The sequence below is a fragment of the Sulfitobacter sp. G21635-S1 genome (genome assembly GCF_027213915.1).
Classification (GTDB): Bacteria; Pseudomonadota; Alphaproteobacteria; order Rhodobacterales; family Rhodobacteraceae; genus Sulfitobacter.
Genome location: NZ_JAPWGV010000010.1, coordinates 26,148 through 49,285, shown reverse-complemented (window position 1 = coordinate 49,285; position 23,138 = coordinate 26,148). Strand labels below are relative to the sequence as shown.

Below are 23,138 nucleotides of genomic sequence, written 5' to 3'. Positions count from 1 at the left end.
GAACGAGAAGACGCTACCAGTTTCAGTCCCGAGGATTATGCCAACTACGATGCAAAGGCTTCGAGGGAATATAAGCACTTAGAGTGCCTATATCGGCATAATCTTGGCCTCGGCATAAAGCGCATTATGCCGAAGTCTGCATAATGCGCTCACCGTCCGAGGCCCCATCGAGCGATTCCATGTCCTCTATCTCGACCGCAAGAACCGCATCATCGCCGATGAGCTTTTGTCGACCGGCACGGTCGATCATGTCCCGGTCTGTCCGCGCGAGGTGATCAAGCGGGCGCTGCTGCTGAACGCCAGCGCCCTGATCCTGATCCACAACCACCCGTCGGGTGATCCCACGCCGTCCGAGGCTGATCTCAGCATGACCAAGGAGATCCAGAAGGGCTGCAAGTATCTCGGCCTGACGCTGCATGACCACATCATCGTGGGTGCCGGAACGGAGCTGAGCCTGCGGGCCCTCGGCAAGCTCTGATGGTGCCAGCAGACCTGCCGTCGCCCCTTCGAGTAAGAGGGCGGCGGTTTGGTCTTTGACGGATGAGGCGGGGAGAGTGGCTTTCCGCTCCGTTGGAGACATTGCCATGTTTGACCTTCCCCTGCCGAACCAGTCGGGCCCGCGTCCGATGGGCCCCGTTCCAAATGGCCCGACTGTCGCTCCTGATCCCAGCTTGCCTTTCGCGCTGACGCGGATGCACAGGACGCCTGCAGCCCTGATGTCGGGCACCGCTGCCCCCGTGGTCGTTGAGCGTTTTGCGACCTTGGCTGATGCCATGCAGGGGGCGTTTGAGCTTGCCGAGGACAACGGCTCCGATGCAGCGCCGCAGCTTCTGGCAATCCTTGATTGCGACCAGCGCCTGGTTCTTGCCGGGGCCGCCAGTCATGGCGCTGTGGCTTGGTGCCAGCCTGTCGCCAATGCTCTTGAGGCGCGGGCCGTCGTGACCGAGGCGGTTCAGCTGCGCGCCCAGGCTGGCCGTGCCATTGATTGGCGCGAGCCTGAGTTGGCGCAGCGGCTGCGTCACCGTGCCGATCTGCTGGATGCCCGCCTTGTCGACCCGCTCTGGCGCGCTTTTGCCGCCCGCGCGCTGCAGAACGCGGCGTGACGCCCGAGAGACAGAGGAGGGATGGGAAGGGTTTGAGCCTTCGGGGGGCAGAAGAGTGCGCCACCCGGGGGGTCTGACCTGTCCTCACCGAAAGGAGTTATCCATGACCCAGACTGAACCCACTCTGGCCGCCCCGCTGCGACCATCCACCGTCGATTTCGGGGCGATCCTTGCCGCGCATGCCGAACGCGCCGCCCGGACCCTCGCCATGCGCCCGGGCAACAAAGATCGTCTCTTCGATGGCCTCATGGCCGCCGGCATCACCCATGTCACCGTGACCTTCGACGGTTCCGGTGACAGCGGCCAGATCGAAAGCATCGGCGCCTGGGCGGGCGAGACGGCTGTCGATTTCCCCGCGACCGAAATCCCCTATGCCGCGCTGACGTGGGATGATCCCGAGGTCGAGATGCGCAGCCTGTCACTGGAGGATGTTGTCGAGCAGCTCACCTACGACTTCCTGTCTGACACACATGGCGGTTGGGAAAACAACGACGGCGCGTGGGGTGAGTTTTGCTTCGACGCGTCCGCACGCTGCATCCATCTCGAGTTCAACGAGCGCTTCACCTCGTCCGAACTCTACACGCACGATTTCTGAGGGGGCAGCAATGGCACATCCCTATCACCATGCCCTGTCTTCAGTGAAGAAATGGGGCGGCACGGTCGACGATTTCATCGCGGTGCATGCTTGGTTCGACCTGAGCAAGGAGATCACCGCCGACTTCCGTCACCGGGCGCTGCGCCACCATGCCGAGGGCATATTCATGGCCGAGACGATCTTCGGTCCGACCCTCACCCTCTCGACCGGGCGCATTATCCCGACCCGCTGGGTCGGCGAGCAACATGTGAAGGAAGACCTCGGCTTCATCCCGAGCTTTGCTGACTGGGTGAAGGCCGTCCGGCCCGAGCCCTGGATGGGTCGGACCGCGCGGATCGAGGCACTGGTCGATCCGCATCTCGCCTCGCCCGTGGTTGAGGTCACGTGACATGACCGATCCCACTTATCTACGTCTTGCCTTGCCGCCGACCGCTTCGCCACTGGCAGTGGTTCGCGCGGCGGTCCGGGCGCTTCACCCCGACACGCGCGCCGTTCGCGGCTTCCGGGGCGCGCGCAAGCGCTTCTACCGGCAGATGCTTTGCGCGCATGCCGCGCGACAGGCGGGGGGCGACGAGCCCGCCGGCTGATCGCCCCCAACCACCCCTTCATTCCAACACAACGCCCGGCCGCCCGGCCGGGTTTTTCCCATTCAGGAGGTCCCCATGGCGGATTACTTCACCCAATTCTCGTGCCTGCTCGACGTCGGCACGCCCGACAAGGCCGCCCGCGCGCTCGCGCTGTTCCAAGAACTGCGCGAAGCTGATCAGGACGCTGACGACCCGGAGGTCGCTGGCTTCGATCTCGTGCGCCAGGATGCTCCCGAGGGCAGCACCCTCTGGATCCATGACGACGACCACGGCGATGTCGAAGCCGTCATCCGCTTCGTCTTGCGCCTCGCCGCAGACCTCGACCTCACCGGCCTTTGGGGGTTCCAGTATGCTCTGACCTGCTCCCGGCCACGGCTCGACGCCATTGGTGGCGGCGCGCATGCCATCGATCTCGGCGCTCGTAAATCCATCGGCTGGTCCAGTACGCAAGAATGGTTGGTCGCGGCGCTGAACGGGGAGGACGTCGATGCCTGAGGTCATCTGCACAACAGTCTACCAGTTCCCTGAACTCTCCGACGTCGCCAAGGAAAAGGCGCGCAGCTGGTATCGTGAGCTCGGGCCCCACGACGACTGGTGGGACGCGGTCTATGAGGATTTCGAGCGCATCTGCGATATTCTCGGCGTCCGGCTCAAAACAACCCCCGTCCGCCTGATGGGCGGCGGGACACGCACCAAGCCCTGCATCTGGTTTTCAGGGTTCTGGAGCCAAGGGGATGGGGCCTGTTTTGAAGCATACCTCAGCCACACCAAGGGCGCGGCCGCGCGCATCCGGGACTATGCGCCCCAGGATGCGACGCTGCATGGCATTGCCGACCGGCTGCAGGCCATCCAGCGGCGGAACTTCTACCAGCTTGCCGCCGAGGTCAGCCATCGGGGCCGCTACTACCACGAATACGCCATGTCCGTGGACGTCACCCGTGATAGCCCGACCTGGCAGCCGCCCACCGAGGACGCGGAGGAGATCGTGACCGAGGCGCTGCGCGACCTTGCCCGCTGGCTCTACCGCCAGCTTCAGGCTGAATACGACCACCTTACCTCGGACGAGTCCGTTGAGGACGGCATCATTGCCAATGAATACACCTTCACCGCAGGGGGGCGGCGGTTCGGATGACACATGGGAGGGCTCAACCCATCTCTTGCAGAATATCCAGAATGTATGTATATTCTGCACAAATGGAGACCCAGATCGTGCATGATCTTCCCGAGTTCAAGGCGGCCGACCTGACGCGGCACACCAGTGACCTGTTCGACGCGGCCATTCGGTCGCCGATTGCGATCACCAAGCACCGCAAGCCGAAATTCGTGCTGATGAGCATGGACCAGTACCAGCAGCTCACCCGGGGGGCCACGCAACAGGCTCACATGGTTGACGAGATGCCAGAGGATCTCAAGGCGCTGATGATAGAGGGGCTCGAGCGGGACTTGACGCAGGCGGATGACTAAGCCGAGTGCGGGAGAGGTTTTCCGCTACCCGTTCCTATGGAAACGCGAGCAGATGGCGGGCGAGACTGAGGGCCGCAAGACGCGGCCTGTCTGTATCGCCGTCACTGTCGCCAAGTCCGATAGCGAGACTGTGGTGTTCATCCTGCCGATCACCACGCAGCCGCCCTTGCCCTCGCGCAAATTTATCGAGTTGCCACAGATCGAGTCGCAGCGCGTGGGGTTAGAGACCCATGTCCGCAAATGGGTCATGCTGGACGAGATCAACACGGATATTCTGGAGCGGTCCTATGTCTGGGAGGACCGCACGCCCATCGGCACGTTCAGTTCCGTCTTCACATCCAAAATCCAATCCAGCCTCATCGCGCTTGCCAGGTCGGGCGGGGCATCCGTTGTCGATCGGCTGAAGTAATCTCGGTCACCGCAGGATCAGACCAGCTTCATTTGTTCCCATCAATCCACGTCGACATCAGCCCTTTGTCGCGGAAACACTCATCCGGGACGGCGCGGCGTTTGATCCGGGCGAGGCGCTCGGCGAAGGCGACCTGTTTGGACGAGGGCAGGCTGTCCAGCGCTGTCGCGGGTGTGAGCTTGGCTTGTGCGTCGATCCACGCGCTCAGCGACCGCCGATCTTGCTGAACCTCCCACGGCAGAAGCGTCTGGTTGCGCAGGGCCAGCGCGCGCGCATAGGCGATCTGCTTGGGCGTCGCGGGCAGGGCGTAAGTGGTGCTTTCCATCGGGGATCTCCCTTCATAGCTTGGTTTTAAAATAGAACATAACAGGAACAAAAGCAAGCCGCCTGCGGAAATCATGGGGTTTGAGAGGGAGAGGAGGGCCGGGGAAGGTCAGGCCTGAGGGTGCCCGAAAGAGGGTGTCCGGGCCTGATCCTGTTCCTCATTCCGGAGTTTCCCGATGACCCATCTCGCCCATTTTGCGACCGAGCGCGCGCTTGCGCCTGTTTCCCCCATCCCGTCCCTCGATACGGCCGCTGCGATCTTGAGCGTGGCCGAAGCGCTGCAGCCCGATCTGGCGCAGGGTTTCCAGATCGACGCGCTTCGCCTGCGCGTTGAGATGGAGCGCGTCTTTGGCGGCTCTGATGCGACCGGCGCCTGGGACTGGAAGCTGGCCTATGAAGCGGGCGAGGCAGCGCTGGTCCTGTTCCTGCGGAAGTTCGGCCGTGCGCTCCTGGCCCGGGCGGGCTCGCCCGCGGCGCTGCTGCCGATCCTCGTCAAGGTGGCGGGCCTTTTGCCGACCCATACGCGGCGGTCTGAAGAGATGGAGCGGTTCCAGCAATTCTCGACACCGCTGCCCATGGGGCTGGCGGCACTGGCTGCAGCACAGATCACCGCGCGCGATCTGGTGCTGGAGCCATCGGCTGGGACGGGCCTTCTGGCGGTCCTCGCAGAAATCGCGGGCGGCAGCCTCGCGTTGAACGAGTTGGCCGACACCCGCGCCGATCTTCTCCGCCGCCTGTTTCCGGGGCGGCCTGTCACAGGCTTTGACGCGGCGCAGATCGACGATCATCTCGACGCGGGCGTCCGCCCGAGCGTCGTCGTGATGAACCCGCCATTCTCGGCGGTGGCCAATGTCGACGCCCGCACCACCGAGGCGACAGCCCGGCATCTGCGCTCGGCGCTTGCGCGTCTGGCCCCCGGCGGACGGTTGGTCGCCATCACCGGCGCCGGGTTCGCGCCGGATGCCCCCGCCTGGGCCGAGACCTTCGCTCGCCTGACCGAGTCCGCGCATCTGGTCTTCACCGGCGCTGTGTCTGGTGCTGCCTTCGCCAAACACGGCACCAGCTTCGAGACGCGGATTTCGGTCTTCGACAAATGTCGTGGTGGCGAGGCGGGCGGCATCACCGCCGATCTGGCGCGCCCGATTTCGCCTGATGTCGCCAGCCTGCTGTCGCTGATTATCGCCCACGTCCCCCCGCGCCTTGTGCTGGCGCAGGTCGCACCAGCAGGGCAGGGCCTCACTTCCCCCTTCCCGGGAAATCCTGCCCGCACCACGCGCACAGGCATCAGCTCGTGGCGCGCCACGCCTGCAACAGCCCCCACCAACACCGCTGCGCCGACTGCCGCCGCCGACCTCGCTTACAGCCTGCGCGATGTAACCGAGGATGATACCAGCGCGCGCCTGTCGGATGCCATTTATGAGACCTTCCGGCTGCAGGCTATCGACATTCCCGGAGCGGAACCGCACCCGACCAAGCTTGTGCAATCTGCGGCCATGGCTTCGGTCGCTCCTCCGAAACCCAGCTACCGGCCCAAGCTTCCAGCCGCCATCCTGCGCGATGGCCTTCTGTCCGACGCGCAGCTTGAGACCGTGATCTACGCGGGCGAGGCGCACGGCGCGTATCTCGCGGGGTCTTGGACTGTCGATGAAACCGGCGACATGGTCTCGGCCGCGCCGGACGATGCCGCGGACGCCGTCCGTTTCCGCCGCGGCTTCTTCCTTGGCGACGGCACTGGGGCGGGCAAGGGCCGCCAGTCGGCCGGGATTGTGCTCGACAACTGGGCTCAGGGTCGGCGCAAGGCGCTCTGGATATCGAAGAGCGACAAGCTTCTCGAGGACGCTCAGCGCGACTGGTCTGCCCTTGGCCAGGAGCGGCTGCTGGTCACGCCGCTGTCGCGTTTTGCACAAGGCCGCGACATCCCGCTGAGCGAGGGCATTCTGTTCACTACCTATGCGACGCTGCGCTCCGAAGAACGGGGCGCCAAAAAGTCCCGCGTCGACCAAATCGTCGACTGGCTCGGGGCTGATTTCGACGGGGTGATCCTTTTTGACGAAAGCCATGCCATGGCCAACGCCGCAGGGTCCAAGGGCGAGCGCGGCGATGTAACGGCCTCGCAGCAGGGCAGGGCCGGCCTGCGTCTGCAGCACAAGCTGCCCAATGCCCGCGTGGTCTATGTTTCGGCCACCGGCGCAACCTCGGTGCACAACCTCGCCTATGCGCAGCGCCTCGGGCTCTGGGGTGGCGAGGACTTTCCGTTTTCGACGCGGGCGGAATTTGTGCAAGCTATCGAAGCTGGCGGCGTTGCCGCGATGGAGGTGCTGGCCCGCGATCTGCGGTCGCTTGGCCTCTACACGGCGCGCTCGCTGTCCTATGACGGCGTCGAATACGAGATGCTGGAACATGCGCTGACGCCGGAGCAGCGCGGGATCTATGATGCATATGCGCTCGCCTTCGGAGTCATACATCGGAACCTGTCCGCGGCGCTGGAAGCGGCCAACATTACTGGCGAATCCGGCGGTACGCTGAACCGCCAGGCCAAGTCCGCCGCCCGCTCAGCCTTCGAGTCCGCCAAGCAGCGCTTCTTCGGCCATCTGCTGACCTCGATGAAAACTCCCACGCTGATCGCCGCCATCGACGCCGATCTCGCCGCAGGCCACGCGGCCGTCATCCAGATTGTCTCGACGGGCGAGGCGCTGATGGAGCGCCGCCTGTCGGACATCCCCACGGACGAGTGGAACGATGTGCGGGTGGACATCACGCCAAGAGAGGCTTGCCTGGATTATCTGCAGCATTCCTTTCCGGTGCAGCTCTACGAGCCCTTCACCGATAGCGAAGGCAACCTCTCCTCGCGGCCTGTCACGCGCGACGGCCAGCCGGTGGAATGTCGCGAAGCTGCGCGCAGGCGCGATGCGCTGATCGAGCATCTGGCAAGCCTGCCGCCTGTGCCCGGCGCGCTTGACCAGATCGTCCAGCGCTTCGGCACCGATCTCGTGGCCGAGGTCACGGGACGCTCGCGGCGCATTGTGAGGAAGGGCGAGGGTGCTGCCGCCCGCCTGGTCGTGGAAAGCCGGGCGGGCTCTGCCAACCTCGCGGAAACCGCCGCCTTCATGGATGACCAGAAGCGCATCCTGATCTTCTCGGATGCCGGCGGCACGGGGCGCAGCTATCACGCCGATCTCGGGGCGAAGAACCAGCGCCTGCGGGTCCACTACCTCCTGGAACCGGGCTGGAAGGCCGATGCGGCCATTCAGGGACTGGGCCGCACCAACCGCACCAACCAGGCGCAACCACCGCTGTTCCGGCCCGTGGCCACCGATGTGAAGGCGGAGAAGCGGTTCCTCTCCACCATCGCGCGCCGCCTCGACACGCTGGGTGCCATCACGCGCGGCCAGCGTCAAACCGGCGGGCAGGGGCTGTTCCGGCCCGAGGACAATCTGGAATCTCCCTATGCCCGCGACGCTCTGCGCCAGCTTTACCGCCGCATCTATCGCGGCGATGTGGCGGGTTGCTCGCTGATGGCGTTTGAGGACGCGACAGGCCTCAGCCTGACCGATGACAACGGTCTGAAGGACGACCTGCCCCCGATCACGACCTTCCTCAATCGCCTGCTGGCGCTCACAATCGACATGCAGGCTGTGCTCTTCGCGGCCTTCGAGGAACTCCTCGACCAACGGATCGAGGGTGCTATCGCCGCCGGGGTCTACGACCTCGGGCTCGAGACGCTGCGCGCCGAAAGCTTTCGCGTCACGGATGCGCGGGTGATCTACACCCATCCCGGCTCCGGCGCGGAAACCCAGCTCCTGAGCATCGCGGAAAAGCGGCGTAATGCTCCGACCGCGCTCGCGGATGCGCTTGACTGGCTCGACGACCCAAAGACACGCCTGCTGGTCAACAGCCGCTCGGGCCGGTCTGCCGTGCAGGCGCCCGCCACCAGCCTAATGATGGACGACGGCACTATCGAGCCGCGCCTCAGGCTGATCCGGCCGACCGAGGCGAGCACGGTTCCGGCCAAGATCATGGACGACACCCATTGGCTCGAAGCCGACCGCGCGGCCTTCACTGAAGCCTGGACGGCAGAACTGGCTGAAGTGCCGGAGTTCTCGGAAACCACCCTGCATATCGTGGCGGGCCTCTTGCTGCCGATCTGGAAGCAGCTCCCCCAAGATGAAACCCGCGTCTACCGGCTGCAGACCGATGACGGTCAGCGCATCATCGGTCGCCGCGTTTCGCCGTCGTGGGTCGCGACCACACTTGCCGCCGATGCGCCGAAGCTCACGGCGGCGCAGGTCCATGCCCTTGTTCTGGAGGGCAAGACGGTCGTGCGCTTGGCCGAGGGGATGGAGTTGCACCGGTCCCGCGTCATGGGGGTGAACCGGATAGAACTGTCGGGCTTTTTGGGTGCCGCCAAGGACCGGCTCAAGGCAGATGGGTTCTTCTCGGAGATCATCGCCTGGAAGCTGCGGCTCTTCTGCCCAGCAGACCCCAGCGGCATCGCAGTGCTTGATCGTATACTTGCACGTTGTCCCGTGACAGGACTACATGCGCGCGGAGGGTGTTGAGCCATGTATTCCGAAACTGAAGATGTGATCCGCGCTCTGGCGGAGAACGCTGAGAGCGTGTGTCGCGCCTACCTTCCCGCCGGACGGCGGGAAGGGTCTTACTGGATCGTCGGCGATCTGCAGAACAATCCCGGCCGGTCGCTCTTCGTGCGGCTGACCGGGCTTGCGTCCGGGCCGGGCGCGGCCGGCAAGTTCACCGACGGCGCCACGGGCGAACATGGCGATCTTCTCGACATCATCCGCGAGAGGACCGGGATTTCGCGCTTTCCCGATCTTCTGGCTGAAGCCCGGGCGCATCTGGGCCGTCCGCAGCCGGTCCTCCCGGATGCGCCAATGCCGAAGAAGGCCAAGACCCCCGGCGGCACGCCAGCGGCGGCGGCGCGCTTGTTTGCAGCCTCCATGCCGGTCGCAGGCACGCTTGCCGACACCTACCTCCGCGCCCGTGGCCTGACCCAAGGCGGGGAGATGAGCGCCCTTCGCTTCCACCCGAAATGCTGGCATCGGGATGAGGGTCAGACCCAGAGCATCCCCAGACCAGCGCTGATTGCGGCGGTCACCGATGGGGCAGGGGCCTTGCAGGGCGTGCATCGTACCTGGCTGGCGCCTGACGGACAGGGAAAGGCAGCTGTCGAGACGCAGAGGCGTGCCATGGGTCACCTCCTAGGCAATGCCGTCAGGCTGATCCCGCATGATGACATCCTCGTCGTCGGCGAGGGCATCGAGACCATGCTGTCACTGGTCGAAGCTGTGCCCGACCTTCCCGTCTGGGCGGCGCTCTCATCAGGTCACCTCGGGGCGGTCCTGCTGCCGGAGAGGCTGCAACGCCTCTACATCGCCATCGACCGCGATCCGGCGGGGCGCAGCGCGGCAGAGAGGTTGAGCGCCAGAGCCCTTGATGCCGGGATTGTCGTACGGGTGCTGGAACCACGGCTCGGGGATTTCAACGACGATCTCCGGACGAGCGGCAAGGATGCGCTGCGCCAGCATCTGGCAGGGCAGATCGGGCCAGAGGATCGGCATCGCCTGTCCGGCTGACTTGCATCGCGCAAGGGGCGGTCCGGGAGTGCGGGGCAGGGGTCATGTATCCCTGTCGCGGGTGTTGATCATCCCCTTTGCCTCTTTCGGGGTAAATCTCATCCACCCGACACCCGCACGGCCTTCAAGAGATGGGCAGGCGGCCGTCAAAGGGTCCGCCCCCTCAAGGGCGGCAGGCAAGCTATTTCTGCCGCGGGGGACGAGCCCCCGCTTTGCATCGCGAAACAAATAGCTTGCCTGCCGCCCTCCTCCACATGCGTTCCGGCCCCGAAGGCGGGGTGAGGGGGCGTCCCCAGTGACAGCTTTCGCAGCCCATGAAGGCCGCGCGGGTTGTCGCGCGGATGAGACAGGCCCGGAGGCAAGAAACAGATGACGATCCACACTCACGACGACACGTATGAACCCGCCCACACCGCATCCCAGACCGCCCATGCGCTCGACGAGCTGCAGCTTTATGGCTACCGCCCCTTTGATGAGCCCGATCCGCGCCCGATGCCCGATGGGCAGCGCCTCGCGGTCGCAGTCGCCGACATCTTCGATGCCCTCGTCGCGACCCTGGAAGACACCCGCATGGAACCCGACCTCGAAGAGGTGCTCTGGGGCCAGGTCAACCTCTTCCACCGTGCCACGGCGAGGGTTGAGCGGTCGCTCGATGAGAACGAGCAGGCGCAGCGCCGCCTCCAGCGCGAGCAGGATGGCTCCGAGGTGAAATCCACCGAACTCGAGCGCCTGACGGCCGAAGGCCTGACCCTGATCGAACGGCGCAACTGCATGGACATGATGCGCGATCATGCAGCCACCGAGTTCGTCCATCACACGGGATCCACCTGGCGCCCCCGCACCGGCTCGATGGTGAACCGCCAGCACATGACCGCCGCCCTGATCGACAGCCGCGACTTCCTGGCCGCCAAGCGCCGCGCGGAAACCGAGGTGATGCTGCCCGCAGGCCCCAAGGTCGCCCTCACTGGCGGGACCGACTTCAACGATCACCGCCTGATCTGGGGCAAGCTCGATCAGGTCCGGACCAAATATCCCGACATGGTTCTTCTGCACGGTGGCAGCCCGAAGGGCGCAGAACTCATTGCCGCCAAATGGGCCGAGGCTCGGGGCGTGACGCAGGTCGCCTTCAAACCCGACTGGACCAAGCACGCCAAGGCTGCCCCCTTCAAGCGCAACGACGCCATGCTGGAGGTGCTGCCGGTGGGTGTTCTCGTCTTCCCGGGCACCGGCATCCAGGAGAACCTCGCCGACAAGGCCAAGAAGCTGGGCATCCCGGTCATGAAGTTCGAGAAGGGGGCGTGAGCCCCCTTTTCCCCTCGCGGGGAAATCGAGGTGGAAGAGCAGGCTTCCACCTGATATTTTGGAAGAAAGCCTGCTGGATCACGATATGTCTCACTCTGTCGCTCAACTTGAGGTGTTCCCGACCGACCTGCAGATGCGGCGGATCGATCCAGCATGCAACATGCGGCGGTTTTACCGCATGAGCATTCAGCCCGATCTCTTTGGGGGCGCCAGCTTGGTGCGCGAATGGGGCCGCATTGGCGCGCGCGGGCAGATGATGATTGAGCAGCATCCAGATGAAGGGCGCGCTGTCACCGCGCTGATGAAACTTGCCGCGATAAAGAAGCGGCGGGGTTATGCATGATGCGCGGCCGCGGTTCGAAAAGCGGGCAGACATAGGAAAACGAGGGGGAGATGGCACTCGACACTGACAAGATCGATGATGCGGCTCTCGCGATCCTTAGCCTGACGCTGCATTACGGCGATCAGGTCTGGAAGGGAGTCGATTGGGCCATCACCAACCGGCTTTTCGAGAACGGCCTGATTTTTGATCCCAAAAACAAGGCGAAATCGCTGAGCCTGACCCCAGAATGGGTCGCGCATGCGCGGGAGATTCTCGCGCGGGATTTCAGCAAGGCTGAGTGACGGGCGGCTTTGCGGGACCTTCCAGTCGTTCGCTGCGCGCCGCACGAATGACCTGCTTGCGCGGAAGCGGATGTCTGAGTGGCAGAATCAGGTGATCGCATGGTAGGCGCAAGTGTCTTATCTCGCCTCCCGAAGGCGCTTCTTCAATTCCATCAATTCAAAGCATGGCGGGTTTTCAATCCCATCCGGCACCAGGATGTTGTCGTCACTGCGAAGTGCCATGCCGTCTTGATCGTGAACGCCAACCTCCCACGCCTCCCGGACATAGAGCATTCGCTTCAAAATCGAAAGGTCAGTGAAAAACTGCGGTTCACCCTCAGGCCCAAGAACCGCAGGTGCCAGAATGAAACACTGCTTCTCCTCGAAGTCAGATAGAAACGTATCCAGGTTGTTGCTGTTTGGCGGGGTCATGGTTAGCATCCGCGAGGCTTGCATAAACTTCTTGCTTGGGTCCAGACCATCCTTTTTGGGGTCGAAATTCTTGGAGATCGACGCGCGGTAATGTGACGGATGCTGCGCATCAACCCCTCTCAGGAGCGCAATCCGAATAGCATCCTCCTTATCCCGCGACCCGAATTTATCTCGCCATCCGGAAAATATTGAACATGCCGTTTGTTCATCACGAAATATCAGCGCAAGCATGGGAGGATATGCAGGGCCATAACCCGCAAACATTATTCCGTTCCATCCGGCCCTATCCCAGAGATGCAAGTTAATGATGGACTCGACGACGCAACCCCGATGACTTTGAACAATCTTCTCCGGGTCCGTAAATCCCTCGTCCTCTCCCCTACGCTCATCAAGAAACGCTCCCCTTATCACAGTTGGCGCATCACTCTTAAGCTGGTACTCCCTCTCGGAAAGGAACTGCAGCCCCGCGATAGTTGATGCGTGCGTACCGAAAAGCCGATGATTGCCAATGCAAGCATTGCTGAAGCTGATACTGCGCTGGATAACAAACTCGTCTACGAGCTGCGACATGAACCCGTTGTCCTTGTCAGGATTCACCACAGCAATTGCGTCGATAACCCGGGCGCAAAAGTCTATAAGATGATCGCAAAGCGTCTGATGGTGGGCAACATCTCTGACATCCAGTTCGACAGGCCACTTGACCGTCAGCATCATTGAGCCCGGATCAAAAATAATGTCAGGTTCACCGAGGTCTTCGCATATCTCTACCGACACAGACAATTCTGAGGCGTGGGCGAGCATACCCGTCTCAATAGATGTTGCCAGGAAGCCTTCGAGCGCGCCGATATGGGCCTCGCACAGCAAGTGCCCGAACACCGACGCGTCCGCAGTGAATTTCACCTTTACACCCAGGAGGATCACTGAGGCCTCAAACTCGCGGTTCTGGTACATTAGAAGGCGCTTGGGAAGGTCTCGGGCCGCCGGCTGCACAGCGGCCAGCTCTGCAAGTTCTTTGAGTTCATCTATCGAGCCCTCTTCAGGGATCGAGCCATCCTGCTCCAGGCTTTCGGCATGGCCCAGCAAGAGTATCAACGCCATGCGGGCCGAGAACAAACGCAGCTTCTCAAGCATGTCGGGCACAGTGGACAGCGCCCGGAGATCGTCTGCTTCCAGGTTGACGATCTGACACATCAGAAGGCGGTCAAACTCAAGCAGCTTGTTCCGGAGGCCTTCGCGGCCCTCATCGGACAAGGGCAGAACTTCATGCAGGCTGTTCAGCCAGAGGATCACATTCAGCGCATCGACAAACCGTCCGAGCTGTATGGATATCATGGCGAAGAGGCTTGCGGATGGAACAAGCTCCGGCCTGGGGCCGTCAGTGCCATCTGACAAAATGACCATTCTGACCAGCGCTGATAGCGACGTCGCGCGCGCTGCCCACAGAAGGCCTGCGCCGCGATAGGCAACAGAAAGACAATAGAGCGTTTCGAACTGCTCTTCCGCGTATTCCTCCTTCATGAAATAAATCGACGCTTTGCCAAGCCAGCGAATGGCCTCTATTGGCTCTTCGGCTTCGAGCCGCTGCTCGCCTCTTCGAAAGAGGATTTTTCCGGCTTTTCCTTCTTTGGCCCTTTCGCCCATAAACTCAGCTAGCTTAAGCACCAGAGCATCGAATGCATCGCTGGCAGGAGCAAAGGGCTGTAGCGCATCGATCACTTGATCGATCATCTCAGCAGGAAATTCTCCAAGTCCATGTGCTTGATCAATAACATCGGAAAGGCCGTTCCAGACTGCATCCAGGCTTTCTACATCTGTCTTGACGGATGCAGACGATAGCTCCAGCAGGTGGCCAAGCGCCTTTCCATAAAGCGCATTGTTTGGCCGGGACGCGTCTGCGCTAATCTCCTGAACCTTGACTCGCAGACGTTCGCCGCGCGCCTCAATCTCAAGTTCCTCAGCACCTTCCCAACCCTGCATAACCCGCGCAGTCAGAACCGTGTACAGGTTGGACAACTTGGATATGTCGTCCGCGTGGTTCTCCTCAAACGCAAGCGCTTCAATCTCCTCGTATGATTCATTGATGGCGTCAATTTCATCGAACCACCACAGATCGGTCCAGGCGCCCTCATAGATGGCCTGCATTTTCTGCCGCCTAGTTCCGTGCTTCTTTGCCAGTTTTATTGCCCGGTCAAATCGACCGACTGTTTCGATCCGCGGCCTTTCCAGCATTCTCGACAACTGCGCAGCTTCCAGAGCGTCCACGACCCGCTGCGTGATTTCTCCGCCGTTTTGTCCTCCCTTGGCGATCCGTTCTTCGAGTGCGTCTAGAGTCTTCCTCCGTTCAAAATCGCGCGGCCCGACCACCATTTTGGACTCGTCATACTGACCAGCCTTCAGATATTCATATGCAAGGTCTTTGTGATCATGCTCAAAAACCCGGTCAATAATCCATGATCTGTCATGAATCGTGACGGGAACATTGAACTTTTTGACGAGTTCGTCCTCGACCCGCAGGCGATCCTTGGATCGCGCCGCGCGGCTGGTGACGAATATAATTCTGTCGTAAGAACGACCTGTATCAACAATGCCCTGGACGTCGCTCCGAACTTTCGGCGCCCATTTTTCCTTCGCGCTGAAAGCAAATCCCCACCTTTCCGCACCTGAGCCTGGCAGTCCCTGAAACCAGCGGTCTGATATCTCGGGCGCAACGGAGTAAGTCTCCGTATCTACTTTTCCGTCGCCGCCGCCCTCCGGCCCGGTCTGAGGACGGAGGTTCGGGCAAATCTCTCTCTCGCACAGCTTGCGCGCAAAAATCTCAAAGTCCTGGTGCTGATTCCGCTGAGTTAAGCTTTCCAAATGATGGCTCAGCTCGGATTTTGCCAATATGTATACGCCCTCAGTTTTGCTGTCCGAGAATAGATAGGGTCTGTTGTGCCTCATGATTTCAGAGGGCCGGGGAAAATTGTTCATATCGAATTCCAAGCGGCCATAAACGCAAGCCAGTGGTACGTAGTGGTTGGGCAAGGTCTCTCGTTTATGGTATGATATGTGCCGTGCAAGCGCTAGATGTTGTTGCCCATATGACCTGAAAGTGGATTCGGTAGGCCTCCTGAACAACGCCAGCCATGGGGTTTACGTGTGTGTGGTGGGCGCACCCTTCGGGCTGGGCTGTTGGGAACGGAGCCTGAGCAGTTCCCATGCTGATCGTCGCGACACTCTCTTCGCCCGAAGGCTTCAGGTCATTCAAGTTGGAAAGCGGTTCCTGATGTTGGACGGTCAAGAATGCTGCGACTGGCGACGAACGGCAGGTTCAGAGATACCGCAATGCGGCGCGAGGCGGCTCGATGAACGACCGCTTCTCTAATTGGGTGTTTGGGTCAAGCTCGTTTTCCTTTATTCTTTTGGGTCATTGTCACTCATCCGGGTCACGCTTCTCTTCGCAGTCTGGTTGATGCCGTGATGGCACCGCTGCACGCATATGTCGGATCGGCAGTGGATAGCCTTGCTTTGAGACGCGCTTCACGTTGCGCAGCAGCCATTTTCGGCTTCGTCCACAGACCTCGTCCGGTGAGGGACGACCCCGCTAGGATTTGGTGGTCGGCGTTTTAGATCATGCCTTGCCTCCCACCTGATCCTGACGGAATTCCGTGCCATCAATCCACATCCGATGCAGTAAGACGGCGATTTTGCGTGCAACAGCAACAACGGCGCGACGACGACCCTTGGTGCGCATCAAGCGCATGCCCCAGGACTTGATCTGCGACCCAGCCATCGTGCGCATCAGCAACGCATTCGCGGCCGCGTACAGCGTCGCACGGACATCTCGGTCGCCTGCTTTAGAGATGCGACCGGGATTGTCGTGTTCTCCCGACTGATAGCGTTGTGGGGTCAGGCCAAAATGCGCGCCAACCGTCCGAGACCGTTTGAAGCGTGCCGGATCGTCAACCGCAGCTTTGAAGGTTAGCGATGCAATCGGCCCAACACCTGGGACCGTCATCATCCGCATGCAAACCTCGTCATGGCTGGCCGCGCGTTTGACCCGCCGATCCAGCTCCAGATAGTGCTGGTAGAGAACCACGCGGGCATCCAAGAGCGGGACCAAGGCATGCGCCAGAACGTCATCAATCTCGATGAGCGGCCGGACGACGCCGTCAAAGCTCCCGTGTTTCACCGTCATTGGAAGGCGAATGCCAAAGATCTTCAACAGGCCAAGAACTTCGTTGGCGAGATCCATCGTCTTCTTGAGCAGTGCCTTGCGTGTACTCAGCAAAGCACGGACCCCGTGTGCCTCTCGGCTTTTCATATGAACTGGGCTGAACCAACCAGTGCGTAGAACTTGAGCGATGCCACGCGCGTCATTCTTGTCTGTCTTGTTACGCATTGCCGACAGCGCCGCATTGACCTGACGTGCTTCCATACACACGACGTCAAAACCTTCTGCCTTCAATCCAAAGAACAGATGTTGGCTCAGCGTGCCTGCTTCAAAGCCGATCCGTTCAATCGGATGGGGAAACGCTCCGAGGCACTCAGCGATCTCGCCAACTTCACATGGCAGCTCTCGCTCAAGCAACACCGTTCCCTTGCCATCAACAATGCAAAGCGCACAGGATCGTAGCGATACGTCTATTCCAGCAAAATATTCCATTTCTCATCTCCCTTGTTCACAGTCATCCTGTGATCCTATCGGGAGCTCGACCTCAGAACAGAGGGTAGCCCAATTACGCATGCTCTGGGCCGAACACGATGCAGCACCTGGGAAAGAGGCGTCCATGCTGCGATGTGCGTGACTGTCTACAATGGTGAAGGTTTCGACATGGGCAAGCCCCGTAAGCGGGGCCGGGCTGCTGAGGCTCCGCCCTGAATTCTGACCTTGCTGTATTCCTGTGCCAATACGTCTTGGCCTGTCTCATCCTGAGCCATCCCAAGACGTTTGCCACATGGTCGCCTTCACGATCCACTTTCAGCCCTGACGGGTCTGCATCCCTCTTGCAAGGTGGACGCTGCCGCCGGGCGAAGCCGAGGGGCTCAAGTGTTCGCCACCTGGCATAAGATTCCGAAGGGCTATGCGTCTGGCTTCTGGTCGAACAGAATAACGTGCGCGCCTTCGTGACTGTCAGGGTTGCCTACCAGCACGAACGGCATATCCGACCCGTCTTTCTCGTAGAGACAGCGGTATTTCATCTGGCCGCTGAGCGGATCGCGCACTTGGTCATAGCGAAAGCTGTGCTGAACGCCGTCTTCGATCCAGGCCTTGACGCCATCGGGGGTCACCAGTGCAAGCGGCGCGCCGTCCAGCAAGATTGTCTCGCCAACGTTGAAAATCTCTTTCATCTCATGGGTCTCCTATCGGTTCTCTTTGGTAGCGTTGCAAGCCGTCGTCGCCTTTGCAACGATCTCTGCCCCGCGTGTTCTCTCTCTCGGTGTCATTGCCCCCGGATCACAATCGTGTCCTGCTCCGGTCGCTCGCGAGCATTTTAGTGCTGGAGGCGGTCTATCCTGCGTCCTCATAGGGCTCGTACCTCAGGTTCGCACCGTCCGACGGCTCAAAGTCATCGGACCATCTTGTACGGCGCATGCCGCAGATCCACTGGAACACGACGCCAACCTCGACATCTTCACCGTTTACCGTCGCCCAAATGACTTCGACCGGGTAACCCGCATAATTCTTCATGCTCAACTCCTGACCTCCATTTGGTCGGAGCCGCAGTTATCAGGTGGCAGGTATATGCCTGTACCTATATATGCTTGGCCAACACAAAACGGAGTTTACAAACTTGCTTTACAGGCCTCTACATATTGCGCTCTTTCTGGGCGCGGCTTCATCGGCTGTCGCTGCCGAGTGGGAGATCGGCTTGTCGCGAGGTCTGGAGACCTATGCTGCGACTGCAAACGACGGAACTTTGCTCTTAGTTTGCGATCCTGACCGTGTCTACAACCCAAACGTGAGCCATGCGTACTTTTTGTCGCGTTTTGACGATGACCAATTCCCGCAACAAGTTGTTCTTCTCGCGGCGACCGGAGAGCAGGCTGCCTTTTCTGTGCAAGACGGGATCGCAACGCAACGCGATGCTGATCCTGCCGAATGGGCACAGCTCATCGACATGATCGAGGCGGGCGGTCAGATCGCTGTCGTGACCGCACGCGATGCCTTTACGCTGGATCAGGACGCGCTGCCCGGGCTTCGATGCCGCTGATCTTTTGAGCGAGCTCTTCGATCTCGGAGTGCAGCAGCGCCTTACCGAAGGCGGATAACAGCTGCGTCACCCCATAGACGTTGAGCGGGTCATCAATGCCTGTCTGCAACGCCGCCATATGGGCGGCGTCGAGTCTGATCATCGATTTCATGAAGGGGGCACCAGTGCCTTTGGACTCGGCCAGGCGTGGTCGTGCAGCGGAGGCAACCTCATGCCAGGTCGCGGTGTCGCGCAGGTTTTGCATGCGGGCGCGAACCGCTTTGATCAAGGCACGCCGAACGTAGTCCGGATCAAGGCCAGATCGTTCTGCCAGCGCCTCAATCCGTGCCTGATCCTCAGCTCCGATGCGCACGTAATAGGTTCGAGACTGCCCTTCGGTGCGAGTGCTGCAAGCATCATCCGCCACCGGCTGGGTGGATACCCCCGAGTTGATGCGCGCCGTTTCAGCCGCGGCTGCCTTTTCCCCTTTCCGGGGTTCATTCTTGACCACTGATTTTACCGCTGGGCCTTCTGTCGCGACCGCTTCCGCCGTACTCTGATCGAACGCGGCATATTTCGTGGCGCTCGTGGCGAACTGCCGCGACCGCGCCAGCCTGTCTTCGTTCGAGACAGCGGTCCCGGACCGGTTTGGAATCTTCCTAGCCATTGGCAGCATCCACCACGGCCTCGATGTCGCTAAGGATCTCACTGCATAAGGCGAGGGCGGAGGAAAGATGCCCCGCCTGCAACCGATGACGAAGATCTTGTTCATAAATGTCCCGCACATATCCCAGTGGCCCGGTCAGCGGCATGCGCTGGATCGCGGCGAGATGGGGCACCGGCGTGGGCAGAAGTGGCAGGGTTGAAATCACCTCGAAGACCTCAAGGTCCTGCCGGTGAACCCTGCTTCTTGCCGCATCACGCTCAAGGTCATCGCCTGCGGTCACGAAATCGATCGCGCGTTTGTCCGCGTTCATCAATACCGCGGAAAACAGCGGGGCGGGGTCATCCGGTCCGAGGGTCTCGATCATGCGCATAACCCATGTCAGGGTTTTCAGGGCCGCCACGAAATCCGATTGTACCGGCACGGCCGGCACCAGGATCATGTCGCAGGCCAGCGCCAGTGTTTCGGTGTCGGGATGCTCGCCGGGGCGGGTGTCGATCAGAACCAGATCAACACCTTCAGCCTCAAAGCTGTCCAGCGCGTGGTAAAGGCCTTCAACGGTCTCGGGGGCATCGGCCACGGTCAAGCCCGTGGGCCATGGAAGGCGTGGCAGATCACCGAAGTCGGCGCGCGCGCTTTTTGATTCCCATTCGAGGATCTGCTTGTCAGCATCCGCATCCATGACATGCACACGGCGGCCGCGTGCCAGCATGGCGGACGCAAGCATCTGTATGAGAGTTGTCTTTCCCGAACCGCCCTTCGCGGAGATGGCCGTCACAACAAGCATTCAATGTCTCCATAACGTATATTTTGCGCCGTTATGGCGATGCCTCGGGATGGCGTCCAGACCTTGCGCGATACAGACGTTCAACCTTTGGGTCAGACAGATGTGTATCTGCTGAGGCGATGTGCTGTTTTGGCGATCATCTGCGTACGCGTTCGGTCAATTGGTCAGCAGGTCACTCACGCCGACCGTGATTGCAGCGTCCATCCTTTTCGCCATCGCGTCGTTGTGGCAATTTCCCAATGCTGCCATCAGCCTTCGAGGTGTCGGGTCACCTGACCATCGACTATCCGTATCAGCGCCGACGTAATACGCACGGTGCTGCGCAGGCGTTCCAATCCCACAAGGTCTTCTTCTCCTTCCGGGAGAACCCCTTTGAGCATTCAACGCTAATGAAGGGATATCGTGTCGGCTGCGCCGACGTCATTCCCGCGCCTGTTCAGGATCCGGGCTGGGGTCCCGGATCGCGGCGCGGGGGAGGCGGTGTCCCTTCGGTCTGTTCGTTGTCGCGTGGGGTTTACAGCAGGCATGGCCAAGGCCCTGCCTGCTGATCACCGAAGGTGCGACAACGGACCGAAGGGACGTTGACAGGAACGGTATTGTGTATGACAAAACTTGTGCGGCGACTCATTAGAGTTTTCGTGTTTACAAAAACTATCTAATGATAAATCTTGCCGGCTATGTCCAAACGCCTCTCCACCATAGCCCGACAAGAGGTTCTCCGGCTCGCTGCTCAAGGGCTTGGCGATGGGGAGATCGCCGTGCGTGTTGGCTGCTCCCGGCCCACTGTCGCCCGCGTGCGGGCGCGCGGTGTGGTGACGGATCGAACCACAAAGGGCCGCGTGCTGCAGGTTCGGGTGTCCGCCCGTGAGGCTGAAGCATTCGAGGCGCTTGTGGCTGAGACGGGCATGACCACGTCGGGTTTGCTCCGGCACATGATCCGTCTGTCATCCGGCATTGTCGCGTTTCGCCGGGACGAGGTCACGGCGCTCAAGGCGTCGGCCAATCAGCTCAATGCCTTGGCGCGCAATCTTGTGCAGATGCTGAAGCTTGCCCATGCAGGCAAGCTGCGGTGGAACGCGCGCGACGCGGCACTGGTCGGTCGGCTTGCGGACCGGGCTGAAGAGGTTGCCCTGGCTGTGCAGGCTTTGCGCGCGGCCTCGCTGCGCGGGGCCTTCGTCCGGTTGTCCGATCTTCGGGACGTTGGGGAGGGGCAGCGCGATGGCTGAAGCACGCACCCTCCAGCAGGCGGTATTAGGCGAGATACTGCCTCATGTGGGGCGGCGTTCTGCAGCCATGGCGGGCGAGGCGCGCGTATCGCCGGGCCGTCGGCGTGGCACGTCCGGCGGGGCAGTTGCGGTATTGTCCTGGAACGCGCTGCGGGTGCCGCAAAGCGTGGTGAAGCGGGTCGGCACGGGCGGGTGTCATTCGCCAAAAGAGTTACGTCGACAGATGAAGTACATCCTGCGCGACGAGGCGCGGGTCGCAGCCTGGTCGAACCAGATCGGCATCGATCGCGTCTTTGGCGAGCGTGGCATGGAAAATGTCATTGCCGATTGGAGTGCTTCCTGGTGCGGGGCGCCGAAACGGGGTCACACCGATCACATCATCCTGTCCTTTCCCAAGGGAACCGAGGCGGAGTTGGCGGAAGCCATCTCGCGCGAATGGGCGCAGGAGGTGTTCGGCGGGGATTACCGGGATCGATATCGGTATGTGGCGGCCCTTCATTGCAACACAGATCATGTGCATGCTCATGTTCTTGTCGACAAGGTCGGGATGGAGGACGGCAAGTTCCTCTCGATCAGCCGCCATTCCGAGATCAGCTATGACATGATGCGCGAGCTGCATGCGCAGATCGCGGGCGAGCACGGGCTGGTGCTGAACGCCTCTTCCCGTCTGTCGCGCGGCATCATGGAAAACGCCCCGCGGGACACTGATTTGCAGGCGGCCCGCAAGGAGGGACGGGAGCCAGTGGTTGCCCCGCTGGATCCTGAAAGCAGCGCTCTGCGAGAGGCCGAGATACGCAGACACGCCGAGGGGTATCGGCAGCTGGCGCAACTTGCGGGGATGGGCCTGGAGGCCGACACCCCTCCGGATGGATGGATGGGGCGCATCGCGGAGGGCGCAGAGCTTGCCGCCACCAACTTGATGAAAGGAATGCCGGTGAAAGAAGGGTTTGCCGAAGGGGTTGATATCCCCGCTGCCGGAGCGGATGTGATCGGTCGTCTGATCGCCGCCCGCGAGACATTGCAAGCGGAAGCCGACACCGCGTGGAGCGCCATTCAGGACATGGCTCCCGGTGCCGAAAAGGTCGAACTGGAACAGCTCTTTGCGGGGCAGGCCCGCGAAATGGGCAGGCTTCTGGGCCGCGACTTTCTTGCGGATCATTCTTCATCGGTGTCGCCCGAGCGCGATCCCTACAGAGTTCAGGGGATTGCGGGGCTGGCCGCACGGGCAGCAGAGGAGGGCAATCCGCTCGTCGCTGAGGCCGATGCTGCACTGGGTCGTTTCAGAGCGGAATTGGCGCGCGTTCTGGCACCGATGGAGGCACGATTCGAGGAGGCGGGCAGCAGCATCGAAGAAGTCGCTGCCCGTTTCACCGCACCCCATCGCAGCGAGGCGCAACTCGAAGCCTCTCGCCCAGTGGACGCCCAGGAGCGCTCGGACTGGCTTGGGCTCGAACGCGACCTGCAGGCGCGCGCGCGTGATGTTTTTGCGGGGCTGCACATGGATCGTGATCTTTTGGCGGATCTGGCGCGTCAGGATATTCTTGACGCGGGGCAGGGCAGTCGCCTTGCCGACATCGCCACGCTGGACAAGCTGATCTCCGACGTGCGGCAAGACCTGCGCGACGGGGATATGGATCAGCTGGCCGCTGGCCGGATCGATCCGCTCATGGACCGCATCGAAGACCCCGGTCTGCGACAAGCCGTGTTCTCGGAGCTAAAGGCCATCGCCGCAGTGGATGCGGGTGATGACATTACCGGGCGCGACAGCGAACCAGCCGCCACCTACCGGACCCGGATCGAGGCTTTCGAGCGCGCCGAGGAGCGGGGGCGCGACCGGGACGATACCAGTGGCGATTACGGCCTCTAGAGGATTCA

The 23,138-nt window shown here is 61.5% G+C and carries 23 protein-coding genes and 1 pseudogene; 17 read left to right on the top strand and 7 right to left on the bottom strand.

All coding sequences use genetic code 11. From position 1 onward, the window contains the following. Window positions 1-145 precede the first annotated feature (145 nt). The 9 genes and pseudogenes from O4H53_RS11600 to O4H53_RS11560 form a co-directional block, all read left to right on the top strand. Window positions 146-478 (top strand): annotated as a pseudogene (locus O4H53_RS11600) (JAB domain-containing protein); the annotation flags it as partial. A 106-nt stretch (window positions 479-584) separates the two neighbouring features. After that, window positions 585-1,103, top strand: coding sequence for a DNA repair protein RadC (locus tag O4H53_RS11595; protein ID WP_111550041.1), 519 nt, complete (start codon window positions 585-587; stop codon window positions 1,101-1,103). Between the two features lie 103 nt (window positions 1,104-1,206). Continuing rightward, window positions 1,207-1,698, top strand: a complete 492-nt coding sequence (locus tag O4H53_RS11590; RefSeq protein ID WP_111550042.1) for a DUF6878 family protein — start codon at window positions 1,207-1,209, stop codon at window positions 1,696-1,698. Window positions 1,699-1,708: 10 nt separating this feature from the next. Further along, on the top strand, window positions 1,709-2,086 hold the full coding sequence (locus tag O4H53_RS11585; protein WP_111550043.1) for a DUF6915 family protein: 378 nt from the start codon (window positions 1,709-1,711) through the stop codon (window positions 2,084-2,086). 1 nt (window position 2,087) lies between these two features. Further along, a complete protein-coding gene (locus tag O4H53_RS11580) occupies window positions 2,088-2,285 on the top strand; it encodes a hypothetical protein (RefSeq protein WP_111550044.1) in 198 nt (65 codons plus the stop codon). Window positions 2,286-2,360: 75 nt separating this feature from the next. After that, complete coding sequence (locus O4H53_RS11575; protein ID WP_111550045.1) at window positions 2,361-2,780, top strand: hypothetical protein; 420 nt, start codon at window positions 2,361-2,363, stop codon at window positions 2,778-2,780. Further along, a complete protein-coding gene (locus tag O4H53_RS11570) occupies window positions 2,773-3,417 on the top strand; it encodes an antitoxin of toxin-antitoxin stability system (protein WP_111550046.1) in 645 nt (214 codons plus the stop codon). The genes O4H53_RS11575 and O4H53_RS11570 overlap by 8 nt, the downstream gene beginning before the upstream one ends. A 41-nt stretch (window positions 3,418-3,458) precedes the next feature. Next, complete coding sequence (locus tag O4H53_RS11565) at window positions 3,459-3,749, top strand: type II toxin-antitoxin system Phd/YefM family antitoxin (protein WP_269363945.1); 291 nt, start codon at window positions 3,459-3,461, stop codon at window positions 3,747-3,749. Further along, window positions 3,742-4,158 carry a hypothetical protein gene (locus O4H53_RS11560; RefSeq protein WP_269363944.1) on the top strand — a complete coding sequence of 139 codons (417 nt, stop codon included), beginning with the start codon at window positions 3,742-3,744 and terminating at the stop codon, window positions 4,156-4,158. The genes O4H53_RS11565 and O4H53_RS11560 overlap by 8 nt, the downstream gene beginning before the upstream one ends. Before the next feature lie 28 nt (window positions 4,159-4,186). Here the strand turns inward: O4H53_RS11560 and O4H53_RS11555 are convergent, their stop codons facing one another. After that, entirely contained in the window at window positions 4,187-4,483 is a 297-nt protein-coding gene (locus O4H53_RS11555; RefSeq protein WP_111550048.1) for a hypothetical protein, read from the bottom strand. Window positions 4,484-4,658: 175 nt separating this feature from the next. Between O4H53_RS11555 and O4H53_RS11550 the strand changes: the two genes are divergently transcribed. From O4H53_RS11550 to O4H53_RS11530, 5 genes are all read left to right on the top strand, one after another. After that, on the top strand, window positions 4,659-9,041 hold the full coding sequence (locus O4H53_RS11550; protein WP_111550049.1) for a bifunctional class I SAM-dependent methyltransferase/DEAD/DEAH box helicase: 4,383 nt from the start codon (window positions 4,659-4,661) through the stop codon (window positions 9,039-9,041). 3 nt (window positions 9,042-9,044) lie between these two features. Beyond that, window positions 9,045-10,076 carry a DUF7146 domain-containing protein gene (locus O4H53_RS11545; RefSeq protein WP_111550050.1) on the top strand — a complete coding sequence of 344 codons (1,032 nt, stop codon included), beginning with the start codon at window positions 9,045-9,047 and terminating at the stop codon, window positions 10,074-10,076. 369 nt (window positions 10,077-10,445) lie between these two features. After that, entirely contained in the window at window positions 10,446-11,378 is a 933-nt protein-coding gene (locus O4H53_RS11540; RefSeq protein WP_111550051.1) for a DUF2493 domain-containing protein, read from the top strand. Window positions 11,379-11,463: 85 nt separating this feature from the next. Beyond that, window positions 11,464-11,721 carry a WGR domain-containing protein gene (locus O4H53_RS11535; RefSeq protein WP_067296573.1) on the top strand — a complete coding sequence of 86 codons (258 nt, stop codon included), beginning with the start codon at window positions 11,464-11,466 and terminating at the stop codon, window positions 11,719-11,721. A 50-nt stretch (window positions 11,722-11,771) separates the two neighbouring features. Further along, a complete protein-coding gene (locus tag O4H53_RS11530) occupies window positions 11,772-12,002 on the top strand; it encodes a DUF6429 family protein (protein ID WP_111550052.1) in 231 nt (76 codons plus the stop codon). A 117-nt stretch (window positions 12,003-12,119) separates the two neighbouring features. On the opposite strand, the gene O4H53_RS11525 is transcribed toward O4H53_RS11530, so the two are convergent. The 4 genes from O4H53_RS11525 to O4H53_RS11510 form a co-directional block, all read right to left on the bottom strand. Continuing rightward, complete coding sequence (locus tag O4H53_RS11525; protein WP_146609893.1) at window positions 12,120-15,383, bottom strand: hypothetical protein; 3,264 nt, start codon at window positions 15,381-15,383, stop codon at window positions 12,120-12,122. 640 nt (window positions 15,384-16,023) lie between these two features. Next, on the bottom strand, window positions 16,024-17,058 hold the full coding sequence (locus tag O4H53_RS11520) for an IS110 family transposase (RefSeq protein ID WP_269363941.1): 1,035 nt from the start codon (window positions 17,056-17,058) through the stop codon (window positions 16,024-16,026). Window positions 17,059-17,474: 416 nt separating this feature from the next. Then, on the bottom strand, window positions 17,475-17,744 hold the full coding sequence (locus tag O4H53_RS11515; RefSeq protein ID WP_111550055.1) for a hypothetical protein: 270 nt from the start codon (window positions 17,742-17,744) through the stop codon (window positions 17,475-17,477). A 160-nt stretch (window positions 17,745-17,904) separates the two neighbouring features. Then, complete coding sequence (locus tag O4H53_RS11510) at window positions 17,905-18,084, bottom strand: hypothetical protein (RefSeq protein WP_040179868.1); 180 nt, start codon at window positions 18,082-18,084, stop codon at window positions 17,905-17,907. Between the two features lie 70 nt (window positions 18,085-18,154). On the opposite strand from O4H53_RS11510, the gene O4H53_RS11505 reads away from it, so the two are divergent. Next, entirely contained in the window at window positions 18,155-18,607 is a 453-nt protein-coding gene (locus O4H53_RS11505; RefSeq protein ID WP_151975977.1) for a hypothetical protein, read from the top strand. Here the strand turns inward: O4H53_RS11505 and O4H53_RS11500 are convergent. Further along, window positions 18,564-19,253 carry a hypothetical protein gene (locus O4H53_RS11500; RefSeq protein ID WP_111550056.1) on the bottom strand — a complete coding sequence of 230 codons (690 nt, stop codon included), beginning with the start codon at window positions 19,251-19,253 and terminating at the stop codon, window positions 18,564-18,566. The two genes, O4H53_RS11505 and O4H53_RS11500, sit on opposite strands and share 44 nt — an antisense overlap. After that, window positions 19,246-20,037 carry an AAA family ATPase gene (locus tag O4H53_RS11495; RefSeq protein WP_111550057.1) on the bottom strand — a complete coding sequence of 264 codons (792 nt, stop codon included), beginning with the start codon at window positions 20,035-20,037 and terminating at the stop codon, window positions 19,246-19,248. Before O4H53_RS11495 ends, O4H53_RS11500 begins: the two co-directional genes overlap by 8 nt. Window positions 20,038-20,714: 677 nt before the next feature. On the opposite strand from O4H53_RS11495, the gene O4H53_RS11490 reads away from it, so the two are divergent. Then, a complete protein-coding gene (locus tag O4H53_RS11490; protein WP_111550058.1) occupies window positions 20,715-21,263 on the top strand; it encodes a helix-turn-helix domain-containing protein in 549 nt (182 codons plus the stop codon). After that, complete coding sequence (locus O4H53_RS11485; RefSeq protein WP_170134535.1) at window positions 21,256-23,130, top strand: relaxase/mobilization nuclease domain-containing protein; 1,875 nt, start codon at window positions 21,256-21,258, stop codon at window positions 23,128-23,130. The genes O4H53_RS11490 and O4H53_RS11485 overlap by 8 nt, the downstream gene beginning before the upstream one ends. The last annotated feature ends 8 nt before the right edge of the window (window positions 23,131-23,138 follow it).